20 protein-coding genes and 1 pseudogene are annotated in these 17763 nt (G+C 69.3%); 9 read left to right on the top strand and 12 right to left on the bottom strand.

The features are described from left to right. Positions 1-524 (bottom strand): DUF6716 putative glycosyltransferase (locus tag ACFQ4O_RS08010; protein WP_378775176.1); only part of this gene is annotated, 524 nt, incomplete at its 3' end. Positions 525-679: 155 nt separating this feature from the next. Between ACFQ4O_RS08010 and ACFQ4O_RS08005 the strand changes: the two genes are divergently transcribed. Further along, positions 680-1489, top strand: coding sequence for a transglutaminase-like domain-containing protein (locus tag ACFQ4O_RS08005; RefSeq protein ID WP_378775175.1), 810 nt, complete (start codon positions 680-682; stop codon positions 1487-1489). A 192-nt stretch (positions 1490-1681) separates the two neighbouring features. Beyond that, a complete protein-coding gene (locus tag ACFQ4O_RS08000) occupies positions 1682-2983 on the top strand; it encodes a calcium-binding protein (RefSeq protein ID WP_378775174.1) in 1302 nt (433 codons plus the stop codon). A gap of 64 nt (positions 2984-3047) precedes the next feature. On the opposite strand, the gene ACFQ4O_RS07995 is transcribed toward ACFQ4O_RS08000, so the two are convergent. The 4 genes and pseudogenes from ACFQ4O_RS07995 to ACFQ4O_RS07980 all read right to left on the bottom strand — a co-directional run bounded on the left by ACFQ4O_RS07995 (position 3048) and on the right by ACFQ4O_RS07980 (position 7347). Next, entirely contained in the window at positions 3048-4823 is a 1776-nt protein-coding gene (locus ACFQ4O_RS07995; RefSeq protein ID WP_378775173.1) for a monovalent cation:proton antiporter-2 (CPA2) family protein, read from the bottom strand. Beyond that, on the bottom strand, positions 4823-5875 hold the full coding sequence (locus ACFQ4O_RS07990; protein ID WP_378775172.1) for an Atu2307/SP_0267 family LLM class monooxygenase: 1053 nt from the start codon (positions 5873-5875) through the stop codon (positions 4823-4825). Before ACFQ4O_RS07990 ends, ACFQ4O_RS07995 begins: the two co-directional genes overlap by 1 nt. Positions 5876-5893: 18 nt before the next feature. Then, a pseudogene (locus tag ACFQ4O_RS07985) lies at positions 5894-6163 on the bottom strand (alginate export family protein); the annotation flags it as partial. A 248-nt stretch (positions 6164-6411) separates the two neighbouring features. After that, complete coding sequence (locus tag ACFQ4O_RS07980; protein ID WP_378775171.1) at positions 6412-7347, bottom strand: pirin family protein; 936 nt, start codon at positions 7345-7347, stop codon at positions 6412-6414. A gap of 280 nt (positions 7348-7627) precedes the next feature. Here ACFQ4O_RS07980 and ACFQ4O_RS07975 point away from each other — a divergent pair, with 280 nt between their 5' ends. Beyond that, positions 7628-8041 (top strand): DUF2177 family protein, encoded by a 414-nt coding sequence (locus ACFQ4O_RS07975; protein WP_378775170.1) that lies wholly within the window; start codon positions 7628-7630, stop codon positions 8039-8041. A gap of 21 nt (positions 8042-8062) precedes the next feature. On the opposite strand, the gene ACFQ4O_RS07970 is transcribed toward ACFQ4O_RS07975, so the two are convergent. The 4 genes from ACFQ4O_RS07970 to ACFQ4O_RS07955 are packed head-to-tail and all read right to left on the bottom strand — an operon-like array spanning position 8063 to position 11125. Next, positions 8063-9085: an SAM-dependent methyltransferase gene (locus ACFQ4O_RS07970; RefSeq protein WP_378775169.1), complete on the bottom strand. Its 1023-nt coding sequence runs from the start codon at positions 9083-9085 to the stop codon at positions 8063-8065. Then, a complete protein-coding gene (locus ACFQ4O_RS07965) occupies positions 9082-9849 on the bottom strand; it encodes a DUF1295 domain-containing protein (RefSeq protein ID WP_378775168.1) in 768 nt (255 codons plus the stop codon). The genes ACFQ4O_RS07970 and ACFQ4O_RS07965 overlap by 4 nt, the downstream gene beginning before the upstream one ends. 32 nt (positions 9850-9881) lie before the next feature. Next, positions 9882-10508 carry a ChrR family anti-sigma-E factor gene (locus tag ACFQ4O_RS07960; RefSeq protein WP_378775167.1) on the bottom strand — a complete coding sequence of 209 codons (627 nt, stop codon included), beginning with the start codon at positions 10506-10508 and terminating at the stop codon, positions 9882-9884. Then, positions 10505-11125, bottom strand: coding sequence for a sigma-70 family RNA polymerase sigma factor (locus ACFQ4O_RS07955; RefSeq protein WP_378775166.1), 621 nt, complete (start codon positions 11123-11125; stop codon positions 10505-10507). The genes ACFQ4O_RS07960 and ACFQ4O_RS07955 overlap by 4 nt, the downstream gene beginning before the upstream one ends. A gap of 177 nt (positions 11126-11302) precedes the next feature. Here ACFQ4O_RS07955 and ACFQ4O_RS07950 point away from each other — a divergent pair, with 177 nt between their 5' ends. From ACFQ4O_RS07950 to ACFQ4O_RS07925, 6 genes are all read left to right on the top strand, one after another. Further along, entirely contained in the window at positions 11303-12661 is a 1359-nt protein-coding gene (locus ACFQ4O_RS07950; RefSeq protein ID WP_378775165.1) for an NAD(P)/FAD-dependent oxidoreductase, read from the top strand. Beyond that, the gene (locus ACFQ4O_RS07945) at positions 12658-13461 is read left to right on the top strand and encodes a DUF1365 domain-containing protein (protein ID WP_378775164.1); all 804 of its coding nucleotides are present in this window, start codon (positions 12658-12660) and stop codon (positions 13459-13461) included. The genes ACFQ4O_RS07950 and ACFQ4O_RS07945 overlap by 4 nt, the downstream gene beginning before the upstream one ends. After that, positions 13458-14693: a class I SAM-dependent methyltransferase gene (locus ACFQ4O_RS07940; RefSeq protein ID WP_378775163.1), complete on the top strand. Its 1236-nt coding sequence runs from the start codon at positions 13458-13460 to the stop codon at positions 14691-14693. The genes ACFQ4O_RS07945 and ACFQ4O_RS07940 overlap by 4 nt, the downstream gene beginning before the upstream one ends. 175 nt (positions 14694-14868) lie before the next feature. Next, entirely contained in the window at positions 14869-15063 is a 195-nt protein-coding gene (locus ACFQ4O_RS07935; protein WP_378775162.1) for a hypothetical protein, read from the top strand. Beyond that, positions 15060-16085, top strand: a complete 1026-nt coding sequence (gene dusA, locus ACFQ4O_RS07930; RefSeq protein ID WP_378775161.1) for a tRNA dihydrouridine(20/20a) synthase DusA — start codon at positions 15060-15062, stop codon at positions 16083-16085. Before ACFQ4O_RS07935 ends, dusA begins: the two co-directional genes overlap by 4 nt. A gap of 47 nt (positions 16086-16132) precedes the next feature. Continuing rightward, positions 16133-16972, top strand: coding sequence for a sulfite exporter TauE/SafE family protein (locus ACFQ4O_RS07925; RefSeq protein WP_378775160.1), 840 nt, complete (start codon positions 16133-16135; stop codon positions 16970-16972). Positions 16973-16976: 4 nt separating this feature from the next. Here ACFQ4O_RS07925 and ACFQ4O_RS07920 read toward each other — a convergent pair whose 3' ends face one another. The 3 genes from ACFQ4O_RS07920 to ACFQ4O_RS07910 all read right to left on the bottom strand — a co-directional run. After that, complete coding sequence (locus ACFQ4O_RS07920) at positions 16977-17267, bottom strand: hypothetical protein (protein WP_378775159.1); 291 nt, start codon at positions 17265-17267, stop codon at positions 16977-16979. Further along, entirely contained in the window at positions 17264-17470 is a 207-nt protein-coding gene (locus ACFQ4O_RS07915; RefSeq protein WP_378775158.1) for a DUF1289 domain-containing protein, read from the bottom strand. Before ACFQ4O_RS07915 ends, ACFQ4O_RS07920 begins: the two co-directional genes overlap by 4 nt. A gap of 59 nt (positions 17471-17529) precedes the next feature. After that, the coding region (locus tag ACFQ4O_RS07910) for an adenosylcobinamide-GDP ribazoletransferase (protein ID WP_378775157.1) at positions 17530-17763 on the bottom strand (234 nt) is incomplete at its 5' end.

The following is a 17763-nucleotide window of genomic DNA, read 5'->3' as shown; positions in this document are numbered from 1 at the left end:
GGCTTCAGGGGGCGGCGGGGGCGGTCGGTCGCCCGGCGCAGGCCCGTCACCGCCAGCGGCTGGTCCGCGAAGGCCGTGCCGTGGACGAAGTCGTCGAAGGCGTCCCGGTCGCGCGGGCCGTTGAGGGCGATCACGTCGCAGCCGAGCCGCCAGGCGGCGCCCTCCTCGAAGCGCTCGAACACCAGCCCGTTGAAGCCGCTGAACAGGGCAGGCCCCCGGCGGCGGCGGGCGCGGTCGGCGAGATCGGCGTCGTGGCGGAAGCGGGCGATGCGGCTGCCGGTGGCGAACACGCCCACCGCGTCGTAGCCGAGCACGCGCTCGGACACCGCCAGCTCCCCGAGCCAGGCCTCGAAGGTCTCGAACCGGTCGGCCACGCGGGCGCGCAATGCGGGCGGCAGTTCGTGCGGCGCGTGGAGCGCGAAGGCCACCTCCCAGCCCCGCGCCTCGAACGCCCGCGCCAGCGGCAGGGCGCCGAAGATCTGGCTGTCGAGATCGCAGGCGAACAGCGCGCGGCGGACGGTCACGAACGCCCGCGCCCTTCAGGCGCAACGGAACCGGCGCTCCGTGCGTTCTCCGGACGGCTCTTGCCGCGGGCGTGGCCCGGCACGAGGTTTGCTGGTTGTGAGGGAGCCGGCGCGCGGAGACCCGCGCAGGTCCGGGGCTGGGGAGGACGGCGAATTTGAAGATCAGGGTCGGGTTCGAGATCGTGCATCATTTTCCGCAACCCACGCCGCTGCTGATGATGCTGAACGTGCATCCGAGCCGCGAGAAGGACCTGATACGGCCGGACCGCATCGAATCCTACCCTTACGCGCCGATCGCAGCCTATCTGGACGGCTTCGGCAATGTCTGCACCCGCACGCTCGCGCCCGCGGGCGACTTCATGGTCACCGCCGACGCGCTGGTGGCCGACAGCGGCGAGCCGGACGTCGCCGACTGGAGCGCGATCCAGCACCGGGTGGAGGACCTGCCGGACGACGTGCTCGTCTACCTGCTGCCGAGCCGCTACTGCGACACCGACAAGCTGGTGGCGCAGGCGTGGTCGCTGTTCGGCGCGGCGCCTCCCGGCTGGGCCATGGCGCAGACCATCGTGGATTTCGTCCACGTCCACATCCGCTTCGGCTACGCGCACGCCAGCTCCACCCGCTCCGCCTCCGAAGCCTACGCCGAGGGGCGCGGCGTGTGCCGGGACTACGCCCATCTCGCCATCGCCTTCTGCCGCTGCATGAACATCCCCGCGCGCTACGCGACGGGCTATCTCGGCGACATCGGCGTGCCGCGGGACCCGGCGCCGATGGACTTCAGCGCGTGGTTCGAGGTCTATCTCGGTGGCCGCTGGCGCACCTTCGACGCGCGGCACAACCGGCCCCGCGTCGGCCGCATCGTGATGGCGCGGGGCCGCGACGCCGCCGACGCCGCGCTCACCACCGCCTTCGGCCCCAACATGCTGAAAAGCTTCCGGGTGTGGACGGACGAGGTGTTCGATTAGCGGTTCGTCGGCTCCCGTTGGACGCGTTCCGCCCTCACGCGCGCCCGAACCTGACGAAGCGGATGATGGCGCACGCGCCGGCGTGTTCCGTCGCCGGCGCGCCCTGTGGTCCCAGCCCAAAGTTCATATGAGTTTCGGTATCTATCTGGTATTCTTCCGGCTTGGCCAGCCCCACGTTGAAGGACGCCCACCATGCCCGCCCGCACCGGAACCGACGGCAACGACACCCTGTCGGCCTTTAATTATAATGAGGCGTTGTTAAACAACATCTATAATGGAAAAGGGGGAAATGATTATCTCCAGGGTGGATACATGGCTGATTCACTCTACGGCGAAGCTGGAAATGATACAATTTCTGGTTCTGATGGTGGCGATTACATTTCTGATACATCTGGAACCACATACGCCAATGGTGACTCCGGTGACGATTTTATCTTTCTTAGCAATGGGGTGGCGACCGCCATTGGCGGATCCGGCGCCGACGTGTTTAATTTCAGTGCCATTACTTCCTTCAACGCCTATGGCGACGTCGGCGACGACGCCGCGACGTTCACGAACTCATCCGGAACGTTCTACGGTGGGGCTGGCGATGACAGCGTGACCACGTTAAACGGGGCGGGAAAGTCCGTCGCCTTTTACGGCGGAGCGGGGGACGACACGCTCATAGCGTCGTCCGGAACCGATATTTTCTACGGCGAAGCCGGTGACGACACCGTCAGCTACAGCGCCTCCGCCTCGGCGGTGACGGTCGATCTGTTGCGCAACGCCGCCGGCGGCGCCGCGGCGGGCGACAGGTGGTCACGGGTCGAGAACGTCGAGGGCTCCTACTACAACGACAACATCCGGGGGAACGGCGACTACAACTTCATCTTCGGCGGATTCGGAAACGACGTCATTTCCGGCGGCGCGGGCGGCGACAACCTCGACGGCGGCTTGGGCGTCGACCGGCTCGATTACAGCCGCTCCGACGCCGCCGTCACCGTCAACCTCGCCACCGGCGAGGCGGGCGGCGGACACGCCGAGGGCGACCAGTTCCAGGGCTTCGAGAGCCTCGAGGGCAGCGGCTACGCGGACCGGCTCACCGGCGACGCCGGCGTGAACCGCATCGCCGGAGGCGGCGGAGCCGACCGGCTGATTGGCGGCGGCGGCGGCGACGTGATCAGCGGCGGAGCCGGCGCGGATCGCTTCGTCTATCTCGACGTCACCGACAGCCGGATGTCGAGCGGGCGCGACACGATCTACGACTTCAAGCGCAGCGACGGCGACAGGATCGATCTTTCCGCCATCGACGCCTCGATCTCCGGCAGCGGCAACCAGGCCTTCACCTTCATCGGGACCGGCGCCTTCGCCTCCGGAACGCAAGGGCAGCTGAGCTACCGGGCGTATGGCGGCTATGTGATCGTTCAGGGCGACATCAACGGCGACAGGATCGGCGACTTCTCGATCCAGGTGCAGAATGTGGCGAGCCTCGCCGCGAGCGACTTCGTGCTGTAGACGGGCGGGCTTGGAGGGTCCCATCGCGGCCGGCGATGGGACGCGCCGCCCACGGCCTCATCCCTTAACTCTGCGGCCTGCGATGAGCCGGCGGCGGCGTCAGCGGCTCCGCCGCGGGCTGCAGGATCAGCCTGTGGCTGCCGGACATGAGGTCGCCTTGCACCTGCTCGGCCAGCCGCTCCGTATCGCGGCGGCGCACGTCCTCCACGACCTCGTCGACGTCCACGTCCGCGAAGCCGAGCGTCCGCAGCCCCTCCGCTCCCATCCGATAGGCGGCCTCGACCGTCTCGCGGATCTGATAGTCGACGCCGGCGCGGATCAGCTCGATCGCATGCCCCCGGTCGCGGCTCCGCACCAGCAGCTTCGCCTGCGGAAACTCGTGACGCGCCAGCTCCACGATCTGCGTCGCGGCTTTGGGATCGTCGACGCAGATCATGATCGCGTCGGCCGCCCCCGCGCCGGAATGGCGCAGGACGTCCAGCCGGGCGCCGTCGCCGAAATAGACCTTGAAGCCGTATCGCCCCGCGTCGCGGATCCGCTCGGGATCCCGGTCGATGACGGCGAGATCGACGCCCTTGGCGAGCAGCGCCTGCGACGCGATCTGGCCGAAGCGGCCGAAGCCGATAAGCAGGATCCGTCCTGTCAGATCGCGGGCGGCGTCGACGCCCTCCATGGACGCTTCCGCGCGCAGCAGCCGGTCCGTCGCGATCATGAGCAGCGGGGTGAGCGCCATGGACAGGATCACGACGGTGGAGAACAGCGCGTTCTCCCGCAGGTCGATCACGCCGCCCGACGTCGCCGCGGCGTAGAGCACGAAGGCGAATTCGCCGCCCTGCAGGAACATGGAGGTTCGGTGCAGCGCCTGGCGGCGGGAGGCGCGGAACAGCCTCGCGACCGCATAGACCACGACGCCCTTCGCGACGGTGAACGCGGCCAGCAGGGAGAGAAGGAGCGGCCATTCCGCCGCCACCACGGCGAGGTCGAGCGACATGCCGACAGCCAGGAAGAACAGCCCCATGAGCAGGCCGCGGAACGGCTCGATGTCGCTTTCGATCTGATGCCGGTAGCTCGAACTCGACAGCATCACCCCCGCGAGGAACGCGCCCATCGCCATGGACAGGCCGGCGACCTCCATCAGCAGGGCCGTGCCGAGGACCACCAGCAGCGCGCCCGCCGTCAGGACCTCGCGCGTCCGCGCCCGCGCCAGCAGGGCGAAGAACGGATTGAGCCCCCAGCGCGACACCGCCAGCAGCGCCAGCAGCGCCGCCGTCGCGACCGCGACGCCCGTCCAGCCCGCTCCTCCCTCGGACAGCGGCGACAGGACGGCGACCACCGCCAGCAGCGGCACGATCATCAGATCCTCGAACAGCAGGATCGCGACCGATTTCTGGCCCTCGGCGCTCGAGATCTCGCCGCGGTCCTGCAGCACCGACATGATGACGGCGGTGGAGGACAGCACGAAGCCCGCGCCCGCGACGAAGGCGACCGGGCCGGGCAGCCCGAACGCCGCGACGCCCGTCAGCGCCAGCGCCGCGATCGCGCCTGCGACCTGCGCGAACCCCAGCCCGAAGATCTGTCCGCGCATGGCCCAGAGCTTGAGCGGACGCAGTTCCAGCCCGATCACGAACAGGAACATCACCACCCCGAGCTCCGAAAAATGGAGGATGGAGCGGGCGTCGGTGAAAAGGCCGAACACCGACGGCCCCACCAGCACGCCGGCCGCGAAATAGCCGAGGACGGAACCGAGGCCGAGGCGCCGGAACAGCGGCACGGCGACGACCGCCGCGCCCATCAGAACGACCGCCGGAGCGATCGTCTGGCCAAGGCTTGCGTCCGCCATCAGGTCGTCTTTCCGGTGTTGCGGGCGGCGGCCCGGACGATGGGCGCGACCTCCTCGCCCAGCAGTTCGATCGAGCGTTTCATGGCCGCCGTTTCGAGAGCCGCGGTGCTCATCTGGAAGGTGATGCGCGAGACGCCGCCGAGAGCCTCGTCGGCATGCAGCATCTTGGCCGCGACCGTCTTCGGATCGCCGATCAGGAACGCGCCGCCCGGGCCGGCCATGGCGTCGAACTGCGGGCGCGACGGCGGCGACCAGCCGCGCTCGCGGCCGATCCTCGCCGTCAGATGCGCCCAGCCGGGGAAGAACGCGTTTCTGGCAGCCGCGTCGGTTTCGCCGACGAAGCCCATCGCATGGACGCCAACTTTAAGCGTTTCAGGGCTGTGTCCGGCGCTCAGGCCGGATTGCCGATAGAGATCGACCAGCGGGCGGAAGCGCTCGAAGGTCCCGCCGATGATCGCCACCATCAGCGGCAGGCCGAGCGCGCCGGCGCGGGCGAAGGACTGCGGCGTGCCGCCGACGCCGACCCAGACCGGCAGCCGCGGCTGATGCGGGCGCGGGTAGACGCCCTGACCCTCCAGCGCCGCGCGGAAGCGGCCCTTCCAGATCGGATAGGCGGTGTCGTTGAGCGTCAGGAGCAGGCCAAGCTTTTCCGTGAAGAGGTCGTCGTAGTCCCGTGGATCCATGCCGAACAGCGGATAGGCCTCGCCGAACGAGCCCCGGCCGACGACGATCTCGGCCCGGCCGTTCGCGATCAGGTCGAGGGTCGCGAACTCCTGAAACACGCGGACCGGATCGGCGGCGCTCAGCACCGTCACTGCGCTGGTCAGCCGGATATTGCGGGTGCGGGCCGCGGCGGCCGCCAGAATGATCGCGGGCGCGGAGTCGAGAAACTCGGCGCGGTGGTGCTCGCCGACGCCGAAGACGTCGAGCCCGACCCGGTCGGCGATCTCGACCTCCTCAAGAAGAGCGGCCATGCGGTCGGTGGCGGAGGAGGGGTGTCCCGTCTCCGGATCGGGGAAGATGGCGGCGAAGCTGTCGATACCGATCTGCATTGGATGGTCCTTGCAAACTCATGGGGCCATGGCGCGGGGCATGGGGTCGAACACGCCGGTCGAGGCGGCGAGGTTCAGCTCCGGCGTCGCCTGCCAGCCGATGGCGATCTCGATCTGGGGTCCGATGACGCGCGTGTCGCTGTCCCCGCCGCTGCGGACGAGGGCGCCGGAGATCGCGTAGACGCCGTCGCCGAGGCTCCGCCGCCAATAGGCCGCGCCCGACAGCGACCGTTCGACATCCCTGTGCGGGCGGATCGTGACGGACGGCCGGACATGGATCAGGTTGCGCTGTCCTCCATCTGGCGGCGTGGAGCCTGCGCCGGGCGATCTCGCCTGAGCGGCGTCGTCTCCTCATGCCGTGTCAGAAACCGTTACGATAGCGCCGCCATTCGCCACGCTGTGTCGCAGAATGAGGGACGCAGGAGAGGCCGGACCTCTGCGGACAGGTGATCTTGCCGCGGCCCCGGCGGCGCGTTTCCTGCCGCTTGGGGCCACGAGGTGCGTCGGATCGGGATGCGAGGTCCGCCCCGCGCCGGTCAGTCGGGGAGGGGAATGTGCTCGTCCCGGTCGTCCGCCGGCAGGTCGAAGCGGCCTTGCCCCCAGTTCTGCGCGCGCCACTCCGCCTTCGCCTCCTCGATGCGCTCCTTCGAGGACGCGACGAAGTTCCACCAGATGTAGCGGGGCCCCGGAAGCGTCGCTCCGCCGAGGATCATCAGCCGGGCGCCCCGTTCGCCGGCGGCGACCGTGATCCGGTCGCCGGGCCGGAAGACCATCATCCGGCCGGCCTCGAACTCCTGTCCTGCGATCGAGATCGAGCCCTCGACGATGTAGATCCCCCGATCTTCGTGGTCGTCCGGCATGGGCAGCCGGCGTCCCGGCTCGAGCGCCACGTCGGCGTAGAATGTCTCGGAGAACATAGTCGCGGGAGCCGTCTCGCCATAGGCGCGCCCGAGGATCAGCCGGACGGAGGCGCCGCCGTCCCGGATCTCCGGCAGCGCCGGCCGGCCGTGATGCTCGAAGGTCGGCGCCATGTCCTCGTGGCTTTCGGGCAGGGCCAGCCAGGTCTGGATGCCGAACAGGCTGTTCGGGCCGCTCCGCGAGGCTGCTGACGTGCGTTCCGAATGGGTGACGCCGCGTCCGGCGACCATCCAGTTCAGCTCGCCCGGACGGATCGTCTGGTCGGCTCCGGTGCTGTCCCGGTGGTGGAAGTCGCCGCGAAAGAGATAGGTGACGGTGCCGAGGCCGATGTGCGGATGCGGGCGAACATCGACGCCCTGTCCGTTCAGGAACTCGGCCGGCCCCGCCTGATCGAAGAAGATGAACGGTCCGACCATCTGCCGCTTCGGCGCCGGCAGGGCGCGCCGAACCTCGAAGCCTCCCAGATCACGGGTCCGCGGAACGATGAGGGTGTCGATCGCGTCGAGGCCCACCTCGTCGGGACAGCCGGGTTCGATCGCCGGGTTCCAGCTCATGCGCGCCATCCTCCTCTCGACATCCGGTCTTCAGCCGCCGGAACGTCCAGAATGGCGCGGGGCCGGTCGCGGACATAGCCCTGCGTTCCGTCAATCGGCGTCCCAGTAAGTGGAACGCGCGGGCGACGTCGGCGAGTGGAGGAACGGCTGTCGAGCACGGTCGTCCGACAGCCGCCGGACAGGTCTGCCGCGAGCAGGACCGAACCACGCGATATTTGGGGCGAGACTGAACTTCGCGGGCGCACCGCACGTATGTCTTCGCAGACACGTGGAGGTCGCCATGCGCTTCGTTGCCGGTTACATCGCCTTCCTCGTCGCCTTTGGAATCTGCGACGCCGTCTGGCTGGGCACGATGACGTCGAGATTCTATCGGCCCGCGCTCGGCGATTTGATCGTCGAGCAGGTGCGATATGTACCGGCGGCGCTGTTCTATTTCGGTTTCCCGCTCGGGGTCGTCTATTTCGCGCTGATGCCGGCGCTGCGTGACGGCAGCGCAAGCGCCGCGTTGCTCAATGGCGCGCTCATCGGCCTGCTCGCCTACGCGACCTACGACCTGACCAACTACGCCACGTTGCGGCCGTGGACGTTGACGATCACGCTTGTCGATCTCGTGTATGGCACGGTCGTCGTCGGCCTGTGCACATGGGTCGCGTTCGTGACCGTCCGCAAACTTGCCGGCTGGGGCTGGGTCTAGCCTCTCTGCCCGCCCAATCCGTCAGGTCGCGCGCAGCCGGTAGTGATGGACGCCCCAGGCGTCGCCCCCGGCATGGCCGAACAGACCGCTCGTCGCCAGGAAGAACAGCCGCCAGCGCCGGCGCCAGAGCGGCGCATCCGCGCCATAGGCGTCGCGCAGGATCGGATCGATCCGCGGCAGGTTGCGGTCGAAATTCGCCAGCCAGTGCTCGGCGGTGGCGCGGTAATGCTCGCCGCTCCAGCGCCATTCGGCCTCGACTGTGAAGAGATCAGGGAACTGGTGCGCGAGCGTCGCGCTCGGCATGATGCCGCCGGTGAAGAAATGCTGCGCGATCCAATCCCCGGTATCCGCGGAATCGAAGCGGTAACAGCCTTGGCTGTGGGCGAACACATGGATGAAGAGCCGGCCGTCCGGCTTCAGCCAGCCGCGAACCCGCCCGAGAAGCTCGCGCCAGTTCGCCATGTGCTCGAACATTTCGACGGAAACGACGCGATCGAAACGCTGCTCCGTCGCGAAGTCGTTCATGTCCGCGGTGACGACGCGGAGATTTCCGAGATGGCGGCGCCGCGCCTGCTCTTCGATAAAGGCGCGCTGCGACGCCGAATTGGAGACCGAGACGATCCGCGCCTGCGGATAGCGTTCGGCCATCCACAACGAGAGCGAGCCCCAGCCGCAGCCGAGTTCGAGGATGTCCTGCCCGTCGGCGAGGCCGGCATGCTCGGCGGTCAACTCCAGCGCATGTTCCTCCGCGGTCGCCAGCGTGTCGCCGGGCTGGGCGTAGTAGCAGCAGGAGTATTTGCGCTGCGGGCCGAGCACCTGTTCGAAGAAGGCGGCGGGCACCTCGTAATGCTGGGCGTTGGCGGCGTCGGTGTGAACGGCGATCGGAAACGCCGCCATGTCGCGGGCGAAGGCCGCGGCGTCGACCGAGTGCGCCGCGAGCGATCGGGCCGTGCGGCCGACGAGCGATGCGATCACCATGCGGCTGACGACGTCGGGAACCGGGAGCCCTTCGCCCCAGGTCGAGAGCTTCTGCAGGATCGTCATCGCGTCTCTTCTTTCGGCGGCAGCGGGATCAGGGCGCTCGTTCGCCGCTGGTAGGCGCGATAGGCGTCACCGTGCTTGGCGAGCATGTGCTCTTCCAGAGGTGGGATGCCGGAAATGCGGGTCAGCAGCAGCGTGATGCAGACCGGCGCCAGCACGGCGAGCCAGCCCCAGAGGTGCCCGGAGCCGAGCGCGATCACCGGATAGGAGCACCACAGCACGCATTCGAAAAAATAGTTGGGATGGCGCGACCAGCCCCAGAGGCCGCGGTCGCAGACGCCGCCACGGCCCGAGCGGGCGAAGGCGCGCAACTGCCGGTCGGCGATGGCGCCTCCCGCGAGGCCGGCGGCGAACACGGCGACGCCGGCGACATCCGGCCAGCCCAGTGACGGCGCGGGGCTGTGCGCGGCGAGAACGATCCCCAGTCCCAGCGGAATGCTGGCCAGCGCCTGCATCTGCAGCATCCGGGCGAGCCGCCGGGGGGCGTCCGCGCCCCAGTCGCGCTTCAGTTTCGCATATCGGGGGTCTTCGGCGATCCCGCTCGTGCGCTGCGCGATATGGAGACCGAGGCGAAGCGCCCAGGCCAGCGCAAGCCCTGCGACGAGCAGGCGTCGCGACATCGGCCCGGTCCCGAACGGCAGCAGCGCTCCCGCGATCCCCGTCAGGCCGAGGCCTGCGGTCCAGACCACGTCGATCCAGCCGGAATTGCCCGTGCGGCGCTCGACCGCCGTCGCGACAGCCATAAAGGCGGACATGGCCGCCGCCACGAAAGCCAGAGCCACAATGAGAGAGGCGACGGTCAAAACCGCACCATCGGCTGCAGCAGTCGCCCGAGCCACCCTTGCAGACGCACGCTCCCCGTCAGCGCCACGATGCAGGTGCAGCCCTCGACGGGATCGACGCGTGGCGTGTGGTCATGCTCGGCGTCCGCCTCGTCGAAATCCCCGGCCGCATAGCGCCCATATTCGTGCTCGTAGGCGCCGGCGAGAATCGTCGTCCACTCGAACCCCGTATGCTTGTGGTGCGGCAGGGCGACGCCCGGCCCGGCGCGCAGCATGAAGACGCGCGCGTCCGCGCCGGGAACGGCGACCCGCCGCATGGCGATGCGCAGGCCGATCGGCCGCCAGGGGCCGAGTTCGTATGGACGCAGCACCTGCGGCGTCCCGGCCTCGGGGGTCGCAGCCGCCCTGCCGGAGTCGGGCCAAGCCTCCGCGCTCGCGAGCGCGTCGCGGGGGCCAGCGGCCATGGCGACGGGTTCCGCCCTGTCCAGCAGCCCGCCCTGAACGGCCTCAAGCTCGCGCAGGCGCCGCCGGCTTTCCGTGTCCGCTTCGATATGGCAGGCGACGACCAGGGCGAGGCCCTCGTCGAGCCGTCCCGCCGCGAAGGCGGCGAGCGTTCCGTCCGATGGGCGATGCGCGAGGCTCATCGCAGGTCCTCCAGCCGGCCGCGCAGATGCGACAGAGCGAGGCGCAGCCGGGATTTCACCGTGCCCAAAGGAAGGGCGAGGCGATCGGCGACGTCCTGATGGCTGAGCCCTTCCAGGAAGGCGAGTTCGACCACCCGGTGCTGGTCGGGCGAGAGCAGGGTCATCGCGGCCCGCACGCGTGCGTCGCGCTCGGCGCCTGAAAGGGCCGCATCGGGTTGCTCGGGGGCGTCTTCATCGAGAATCTCATAGACGTGCGACAGCCGCGAGCGCGTCTCGCGGCGGGCCATATCGATGCGCTGGTTGCGCGCGATCGTCGCGATCCAGGTCGAGGCGCCGGCCTTGGCGGGGTCGAATAGGGCCGCCTTTCGCCAGACCGTGAGCAGCGTTTCCTGCGCGATCTCTTCGGCGACCTCCGCCGAGGCGCCGCCACGCATCAGCAGTCCTTTCACGCGCGGCGCGAAATGGTCGAACAGTTCGGCGAAAGCGTCCCGGTCCCCGGAGCGCGCGATGGCGGCGATCAGTCTGTTGGGGTCGAACAAGACGATGAACCGACCTCCGCGCGCACCGGCCCTCGATTTGCGCATGCCGTCGACGGTCAGGGCGGGTGCTGGCGCCATGGCCGAAATACGCGCGCGCTTCCGTTTTAGATCACTCCCAGGCGGCGGCGATCCCACGACGCCCCGGTCGCTGCCCCCATGTCCTTCGTTCGCGCCATCGTCTCGGGGAGAGGGCGCGGGCGTGCATTTTGGCCGGGCGCGGCAGATCCAGTCCAGCGTGTACAGCGTACATGCCGCATGACAGGAGACACGGCGAGGATCGAACGGGCGAGAGGCCCTGTGAAGCGGATCGCCGTGATCGGCGCCGGCATATCTGGCCTTTCGGCGGCCTGGCTGCTGGGGCAAGCGCATGACGTCGTGCTGTTCGAGGCCGCGCCTCGCCTTGGCGGGCACGCCAACACGGTTCGCATCGCGGGTCCCGGCGGCGAGACGGCGGTCGACACCGGCTTCATCGTCTACAACGAGGCGACCTATCCGAACTTCATCGCGCTGATGGACCATCTCAACGTCGCGACCCAGCCGACGGACATGTCCTTCGCCGTGTCGCTCGACGGTGGGCGGCTCGAATACAGCGGCTCCAGTCTGGCGGGGCTGTTCGCCCAGCCCGGCAATCTGCTGCGGCCACGCTTCTGGTCGATGCTGCGGGACGTCGTCCGCTTCTACCGGGACGCGTCGAAGGACGTGCTCGCGGGGCAGGCCTCGGACGTGTCGCTTGGCGAGTATCTCGCGGCCGGCGGCTATGGCGTGGCCTTCCGCGACGATCATCTGCTGCCGATGGCGGCGGCGATCTGGTCGGCTCCCTGCTCGGAGATCCTGTCCTATCCGGCGGCCGCGTTCCTGCGCTTCCATCACAATCACGGGCTGCTCCAGCTCAGCGATCGGCCGGTCTGGCGCACCGTGACGGGCGGAAGCGCCGTCTATGTCGAGCGGCTGAGGGCCGCCTCGTCAGCCGAGGTCCGGACCGGCGCGCCGGTGCGCCGGGTCCGACGCGGCGCGCACGATGTCGTTCTAACGGGCGACGGCTGGACCGAGGCCTTCGACGCGGTCGTTTTCGCCACCCACGCCGATCAGACGTTGGCGATGCTCGCCGATCCCAGCACGGCGGAAGCCGAGGCGCTGGGCGCCTTCCGCTACAGCCGCAACCGCGCCGTGCTGCATGGCGATGCCGCCCTGATGCCGAAACGCCGCCGGGCCTGGGCCAGCTGGAACCATCTCGGCGACCGCGCCCGGCCGGATCTGGCCTGCGCGGTCACCTATTGGATGAACCAGCTTCAGGGATTGCCGGAGGCCCGGCCGCTCTTCGTCACGCTCAATCCGCCGGACACGCTGCGGCAGGAGACGATCCTCCACGAGGACATGTACGACCACCCGCTGTTCGACGCGGCGGCGCTGGCGGCGCAGGAGCGGCTCTGGGCTCTGCAGGGCCTGCGCCGAAGCTGGTTCTGCGGCGCCTATTTCGGATCGGGCTTCCACGAGGACGGCTTGCAGGCGGGCCTCGCCGTCGCCGAGGCGCTGGGCGGCGGCCGCCGGCCCTGGAGCGTTCCCGACGAATCCGGCCGCATTCCGCTCCCGCCGCGGCTGGAGCACGCCGCGTGACCTCGCAATCCGTCCTCTATGTCGGTCGCGTCCGGCACCATCGGTTCCGGCCCCGCCCGCATGCGCTGGCCTATCGCGTGTTCTGGATGCTGCTCGATCTCGACGAGATCGAACAGCTTTCCGCCAAGCTCCGGTTGTTCTCGCGCAATCGCTTCAATCTCTACGCCTTTCGCGACGCGGATTATGGGGATCGCAGCGGCGGGCCGTTGCGGCCGCAGATCGAAGAGACGCTGGCGAAGGCCGGGATCGCGCATGACGGCGGCCCGATCCGCCTGCTGACCATGCCGCGCATTCTCGGCTACGCCTTCAACCCGCTCAGCACCTATTTCTGCTACCGGCGCGACGGCGGCCTCTGCGCCACCGTCTACGAGGTGCACAACACCTTTGGCGAGATCCACAGCTATGTGGCGCCCGCCGATGTCTCGGACGGCCCCGTGAGGCAGGAGGCGGACAAGGTCTTTCACGTCTCGCCGTTCATGACGCTCGACATGCGCTACGCCTTCACGGTCGTCCCGCCGACGGAGCGCGTCTCCGTCGCCATCGAGGGCGGCGATAGGGAAGGGCGCCTGATCACGGCGGTGTTGAGCGGCGCGCGAACGGAGTTCGACGACGCCGCGTTGCTTCGGCTGCTCGCGACGCATCCGCTGCTCACGCTGAAGGTCACCGCAGCCATCCACTGGCACGCGCTGCGCTTATTGGCGAAGCGGATATCCTGGCGCCCGCATCCGGCGCCGCCCGAGCGCCCCTTCAGTCTCGGCAGAGCGGCGACCGCTCCTGCGAAAGGACCGACGCAGCCATGAGCCGGCCCGACGCGGAACCGCATGTTCGCATGCCCGAACAGGACCTCGCCTTGCCGGAGCGAGCAGGGGTGTCGCGCTGGGTTCTGCGCCGCCTGCTCACCCGCATCTCTGTCGGCCATCTGACGGTCGTCACGCCGGACGGCGAACGGCTGTGCAACGCACCCGATCTGCCCGGGCCGCAGGCGACGATGATCCTGAACAACTGGCGGTCGATGCGGCGTATGGTGCTCGCGGGCGACATCGGTCTGGCCGAAGCCTACCGTGACGGCGACCTGCACACGCCGGACCTCACCGCGTTGATCGAGCTCGGCGCGCGCAATGGCGAGAGGCTCGGGGCGCTGTCCTCCGGCGCCTGGCCGGCGCGGCTGCTCAACCGTCTGCGGCACGGTCTCAACGCGAACACGCGCCGCGGCAGCCGCCGCAACATCGCCGCCCATTACGATCTCGGCAACGAATTCTACCGCCTCTGGCTCGACGCCAGCATGATGTACTCCTCGGCGCTTTACGAGGCGCCGACCGAGACGCTCGAGGCGGCGCAACAGCGCCGGCTGGACCGGATCGTCGCCATGCTCGATCTCAAAGGCGGCGAGCATGTGCTGGAAATCGGCTGCGGCTGGGGCGCGCTGGCCGAGCGGCTGGCCCGCGAAGGCTGCCGCGTGACGGCGGTCACTTTGTCGCCGGCGCAGCTCGACGCGGCGCGGCGGCGCATCGCCGAGGCCGGCCTGTCCGAGCGCGTCACCATCGAGCTGCGCGACTATCGCGACATCGCCGGACAGTTCGACCGCATCGTTTCGATCGAGATGATCGAGGCGGTCGGCCGCGCCTACTGGCCGTCCTACTTCGAGACACTCAGGCGCTCGCTCAAACCCGGCGGTCGGATCGTCCTGCAGGCGATCACGATCGACGAGGGGATGTTCGAGAGCTACCAGCGGGGCACGGATTTCATCCAGCGCTACATCTTCCCCGGAGGCAGCCTGCCGTCGGTTCGGATGCTGGAGAGCAGCGCCGGGGCCGCCGCTCTCGCCGTCGTCGAACAGCTCGACTTCGGCGACAGCTACGCCCTGACCCTCGAGGAGTGGCGCCGACGCTTTCTCGAGAACTGGGCGGACATCGCGCCCTTGGGCTTCGACGTCCCGTTCCGCCGGATCTGGGAGTTCTATCTCTGCTACTGCGAGGCCGGCTTCCGCGCCGGAACGATCGACGTCAACCTGATCACCCTGCAAGGCCGCTGACGGGCGCGGCCCATCCCGCCGCTCTCAACCTGCGCCGACCCTCTATCGGCCTGTCGAGGGTCGGGGCCTTGGAGCGCACTGGAGCCTTGCCGACGTCGCGCATGTCGTCGATATGAAGGGCGATGAGATCTCCGAAGGTTGTTTGGCGCGCGGCGCCTGAGTTGGTCGACATCTCGTGACAATCGATCTGACGCTTGACCTCGATGGCCCGGCGCCGCGCATCGTCTCGCCGCAAAAGGGGCTCGCTCACACAGCGTTCTTTGCGGCGGACCGGATGCGCCAGGATTTGAACGAGAGCTTTGGTGAAGGTGACCGTTTTTCGCGTGCGTTAAGCGCGATCCAGCACATTGATGTTGCAGAAAAAGCATGACATTTCAGGCACATAGATTTTCCGTCGCCCCCATGATGGACTGGACGGATCGGAACTGCCGCCTGTTCCATCGGGCGCTGAGCCGCAACGCGCTGCTTTACACCGAGATGGTGACGACGGGCGCCGTGCGGTTCGGTCCGCGCGAGCGGCTGCTGGGCTTTTCGCCGGAGGAGCAGCCAGTCGCGGTCCAGCTCGGCGGCTCGGAGCCGGCCGAACTCGCCGAGGCCGCGAAGATCTGCGAGGATGTCGGATACGCCGAGATCAACCTCAATGTGGGCTGCCCCTCGGACCGGGTGCAGGACGGCCGCTTCGGCGCCTGCCTGATGCGCGAGCCGGGGCGGGTGGCGGACGGCGTCGCGGCCATGAAGGCGGCGGTGTCGGTCCCCGTCACGGTGAAATGCCGGCTCGGCGTGGACGAGCAGGACATCGAGGCCGCGCTCGACGCCATGGCCGACGCGGTGACGGCGGCCGGCTGCGACGCGCTGATCGTGCATGCCCGCAAGGCGTGGCTGCAGGGCCTGAGCCCCAAGGAGAACCGCGACGTGCCGCCGCTGGACTACGACCGGGTGTTCCGGCTGAAGGCCCGGCTGCCGCAGGTCCCGATCGCGATCAATGGCGGGATCGCCGATCTCGCGGCCGCCGAGGAGCTTCTGCGCCCCCGTGACGGGGTGACGCTCGACGGCGTGATGCTGGGGCGCGCGGCCTATCAGAACCCCGAGATCCTGTTGGGCGTCGACGCCGCGCTGTTTGGGGAGGCGCCGCCCCACGCCACCGCCCGCGCGGCGGTGGAAAGCCTGTTCCCCGCGATCGCGGCGCATCTCGAGCGGGGCGGGCGGCTGTCCAACTTCACCCGCCACATGATGGGGCTGTTCCCGGGCCGGCCCGGCGCGCGGGGCTTCCGCCGCCTGCTGAGCGAGGAGGGCCCGAAGGCCGGCGCCGGGCTCGACGTGCTGCGCGCGGCCCTTGACCTCGTGCGCGATCACGGCTCCTTGAGCGGGCGCCCGGAGGCGGACGCGGCCTGAACGGTCGCGGGCCCGTCGGGCGGTCATGCCCGTCTGGAGCCCGCCCCATGGACACCGTCTCCGCCCTTCCGCTTCAGGAACTCGTCGAACTCGGTCTCGGCCTGCTGGCGGCGGGCGTGATCACCGGCGTGCTGGCCGGCCTGTTCGGCGTCGGCGGCGGCGCCATCATCGTGCCGGTGCTTGTGGTGCTGTTCGACCACATCGGCGTCGGCGACAGCGTGGAGATGCAGCTCGCGGTCGGCACCTCGCTCGCGGTCATCGTGCCGACCTCGCTGCGCTCGTTCCGGGCGCACCGGGCGCGGGGCACCATCGACGACGAAGCGCTGAAGGCGTGGATCCTGCCGGTGGCGCTCGGGGCGGTTGCGGGCGCGGCCATCGCGGCCTTCGTCACCTCCGACGCGCTGAAGGCGGTGTTCGCCGTGTTCGCGCTCTTCATGGCCGGCAACCTGCTGTTCGGCCGGGAGAGCTGGCGGCTGTCGAGCGAACTGCCCCGGCGCGCCGTCACCGGCGTCTGGGGCTTCGTGATCGCGGTGCTGTCGGCGCTGATCGGCATCGGCGGCGGCACGCTCGGCACGCTGTTCCTGCAGCTTCACGGGCGGCCGATCCACACCGCCATCGGCACATCGTCGGGGCTTGGGGCGCTGATCTCGATCCCGGCCGCGATCGGCTACGTGGTCGCCGGCTGGCCGCACATGGCGGAGCTGCCGCCCTTGTCGCTCGGCTTCGTCTCGCTGGTGGGCGTGGCGATTCTCGCGCCCGTGTCGGTTATCTCGGCGCCGCTCGGCGTGCGCATCGCCCACGGCCTGTCGCGCCGCACGCTCACCATCGCCTTCGGACTGTTCCTGACGCTGGTGTCGGCGCGCTTCTTCTACGATCTCGCGACCTGAGGCGTCAGACGTTCACGCCGAGCGAGGCCAGCGTGTCCTGCCCGTAGATGTAGAGCAGCGCGAGGCCAACCGCGAGGGCGAGCCAGATGGCGATCGCCTTCAGCGTGCGGGAGCCGTCCGTGAGGGCGTTGCCGAACACCCGCGGCCCGATCCAGACCGCGATGCACAGCATGGCGATGGCGCCGGCCCAGCGGCTGTTGGGGAAGTCGCCGAGCCCACCGGCGAGGTCCGCCAGCACGAACAGCACCATCGTGATCAGGATGACGACGACGAGAACGCCCGCGACGCCCTTCACGACGCGTAGCTCCGGCCGGCGTCGCGGGCGGCCTTGCGGCGCTCGGGCAGGCGACGGAGCGTTTCGTCGCGCTCGGCGTCCGACAGGCGCGCCCACGCGCCGATCTCGGCCAGCGTGCGGTAGCAGCCTTCGCACCAGCCGGTCGCGGGGTCCATCACGCAGACGGAGACACAGGGGCTCTTGATCGGTCGACGGCTCAGCATGCGTCCTGATTTCGCGCGAAGCGCGCCGGCGCGCAAGAGACGTTCACGTCATCCGATCGTCAGGCGAGCGCGATCAGAAGCCCCGTCAGCGCCATGATCTCCGCCACCTGCGCCGCGGCCCCGCAGACGTCGCCGGTGACGCCGCCGATCTGCCGCCGGCTCAAGGCGCAGAGCGCTAGAACCGCCGATCCCGCCAGCAGCACGGCGAGCAGGCCGCCGGCGAGCCCGCCTGCAAGAAGAGCCACGCCCGCGCCGAGGCCGCAGCCGAGCGCGACGGCGGCCAAGCCCGGCCG

The organism is Methylopila musalis (assembly GCF_042679725.1).
In the GTDB taxonomy this organism is placed as follows: domain Bacteria; phylum Pseudomonadota; class Alphaproteobacteria; order Rhizobiales; family Methylopilaceae; genus Methylopila; species Methylopila musalis.
Note: the sequence above shows the minus strand (reverse complement) of the source record. Positions and strands in the feature narration are given on the sequence as shown.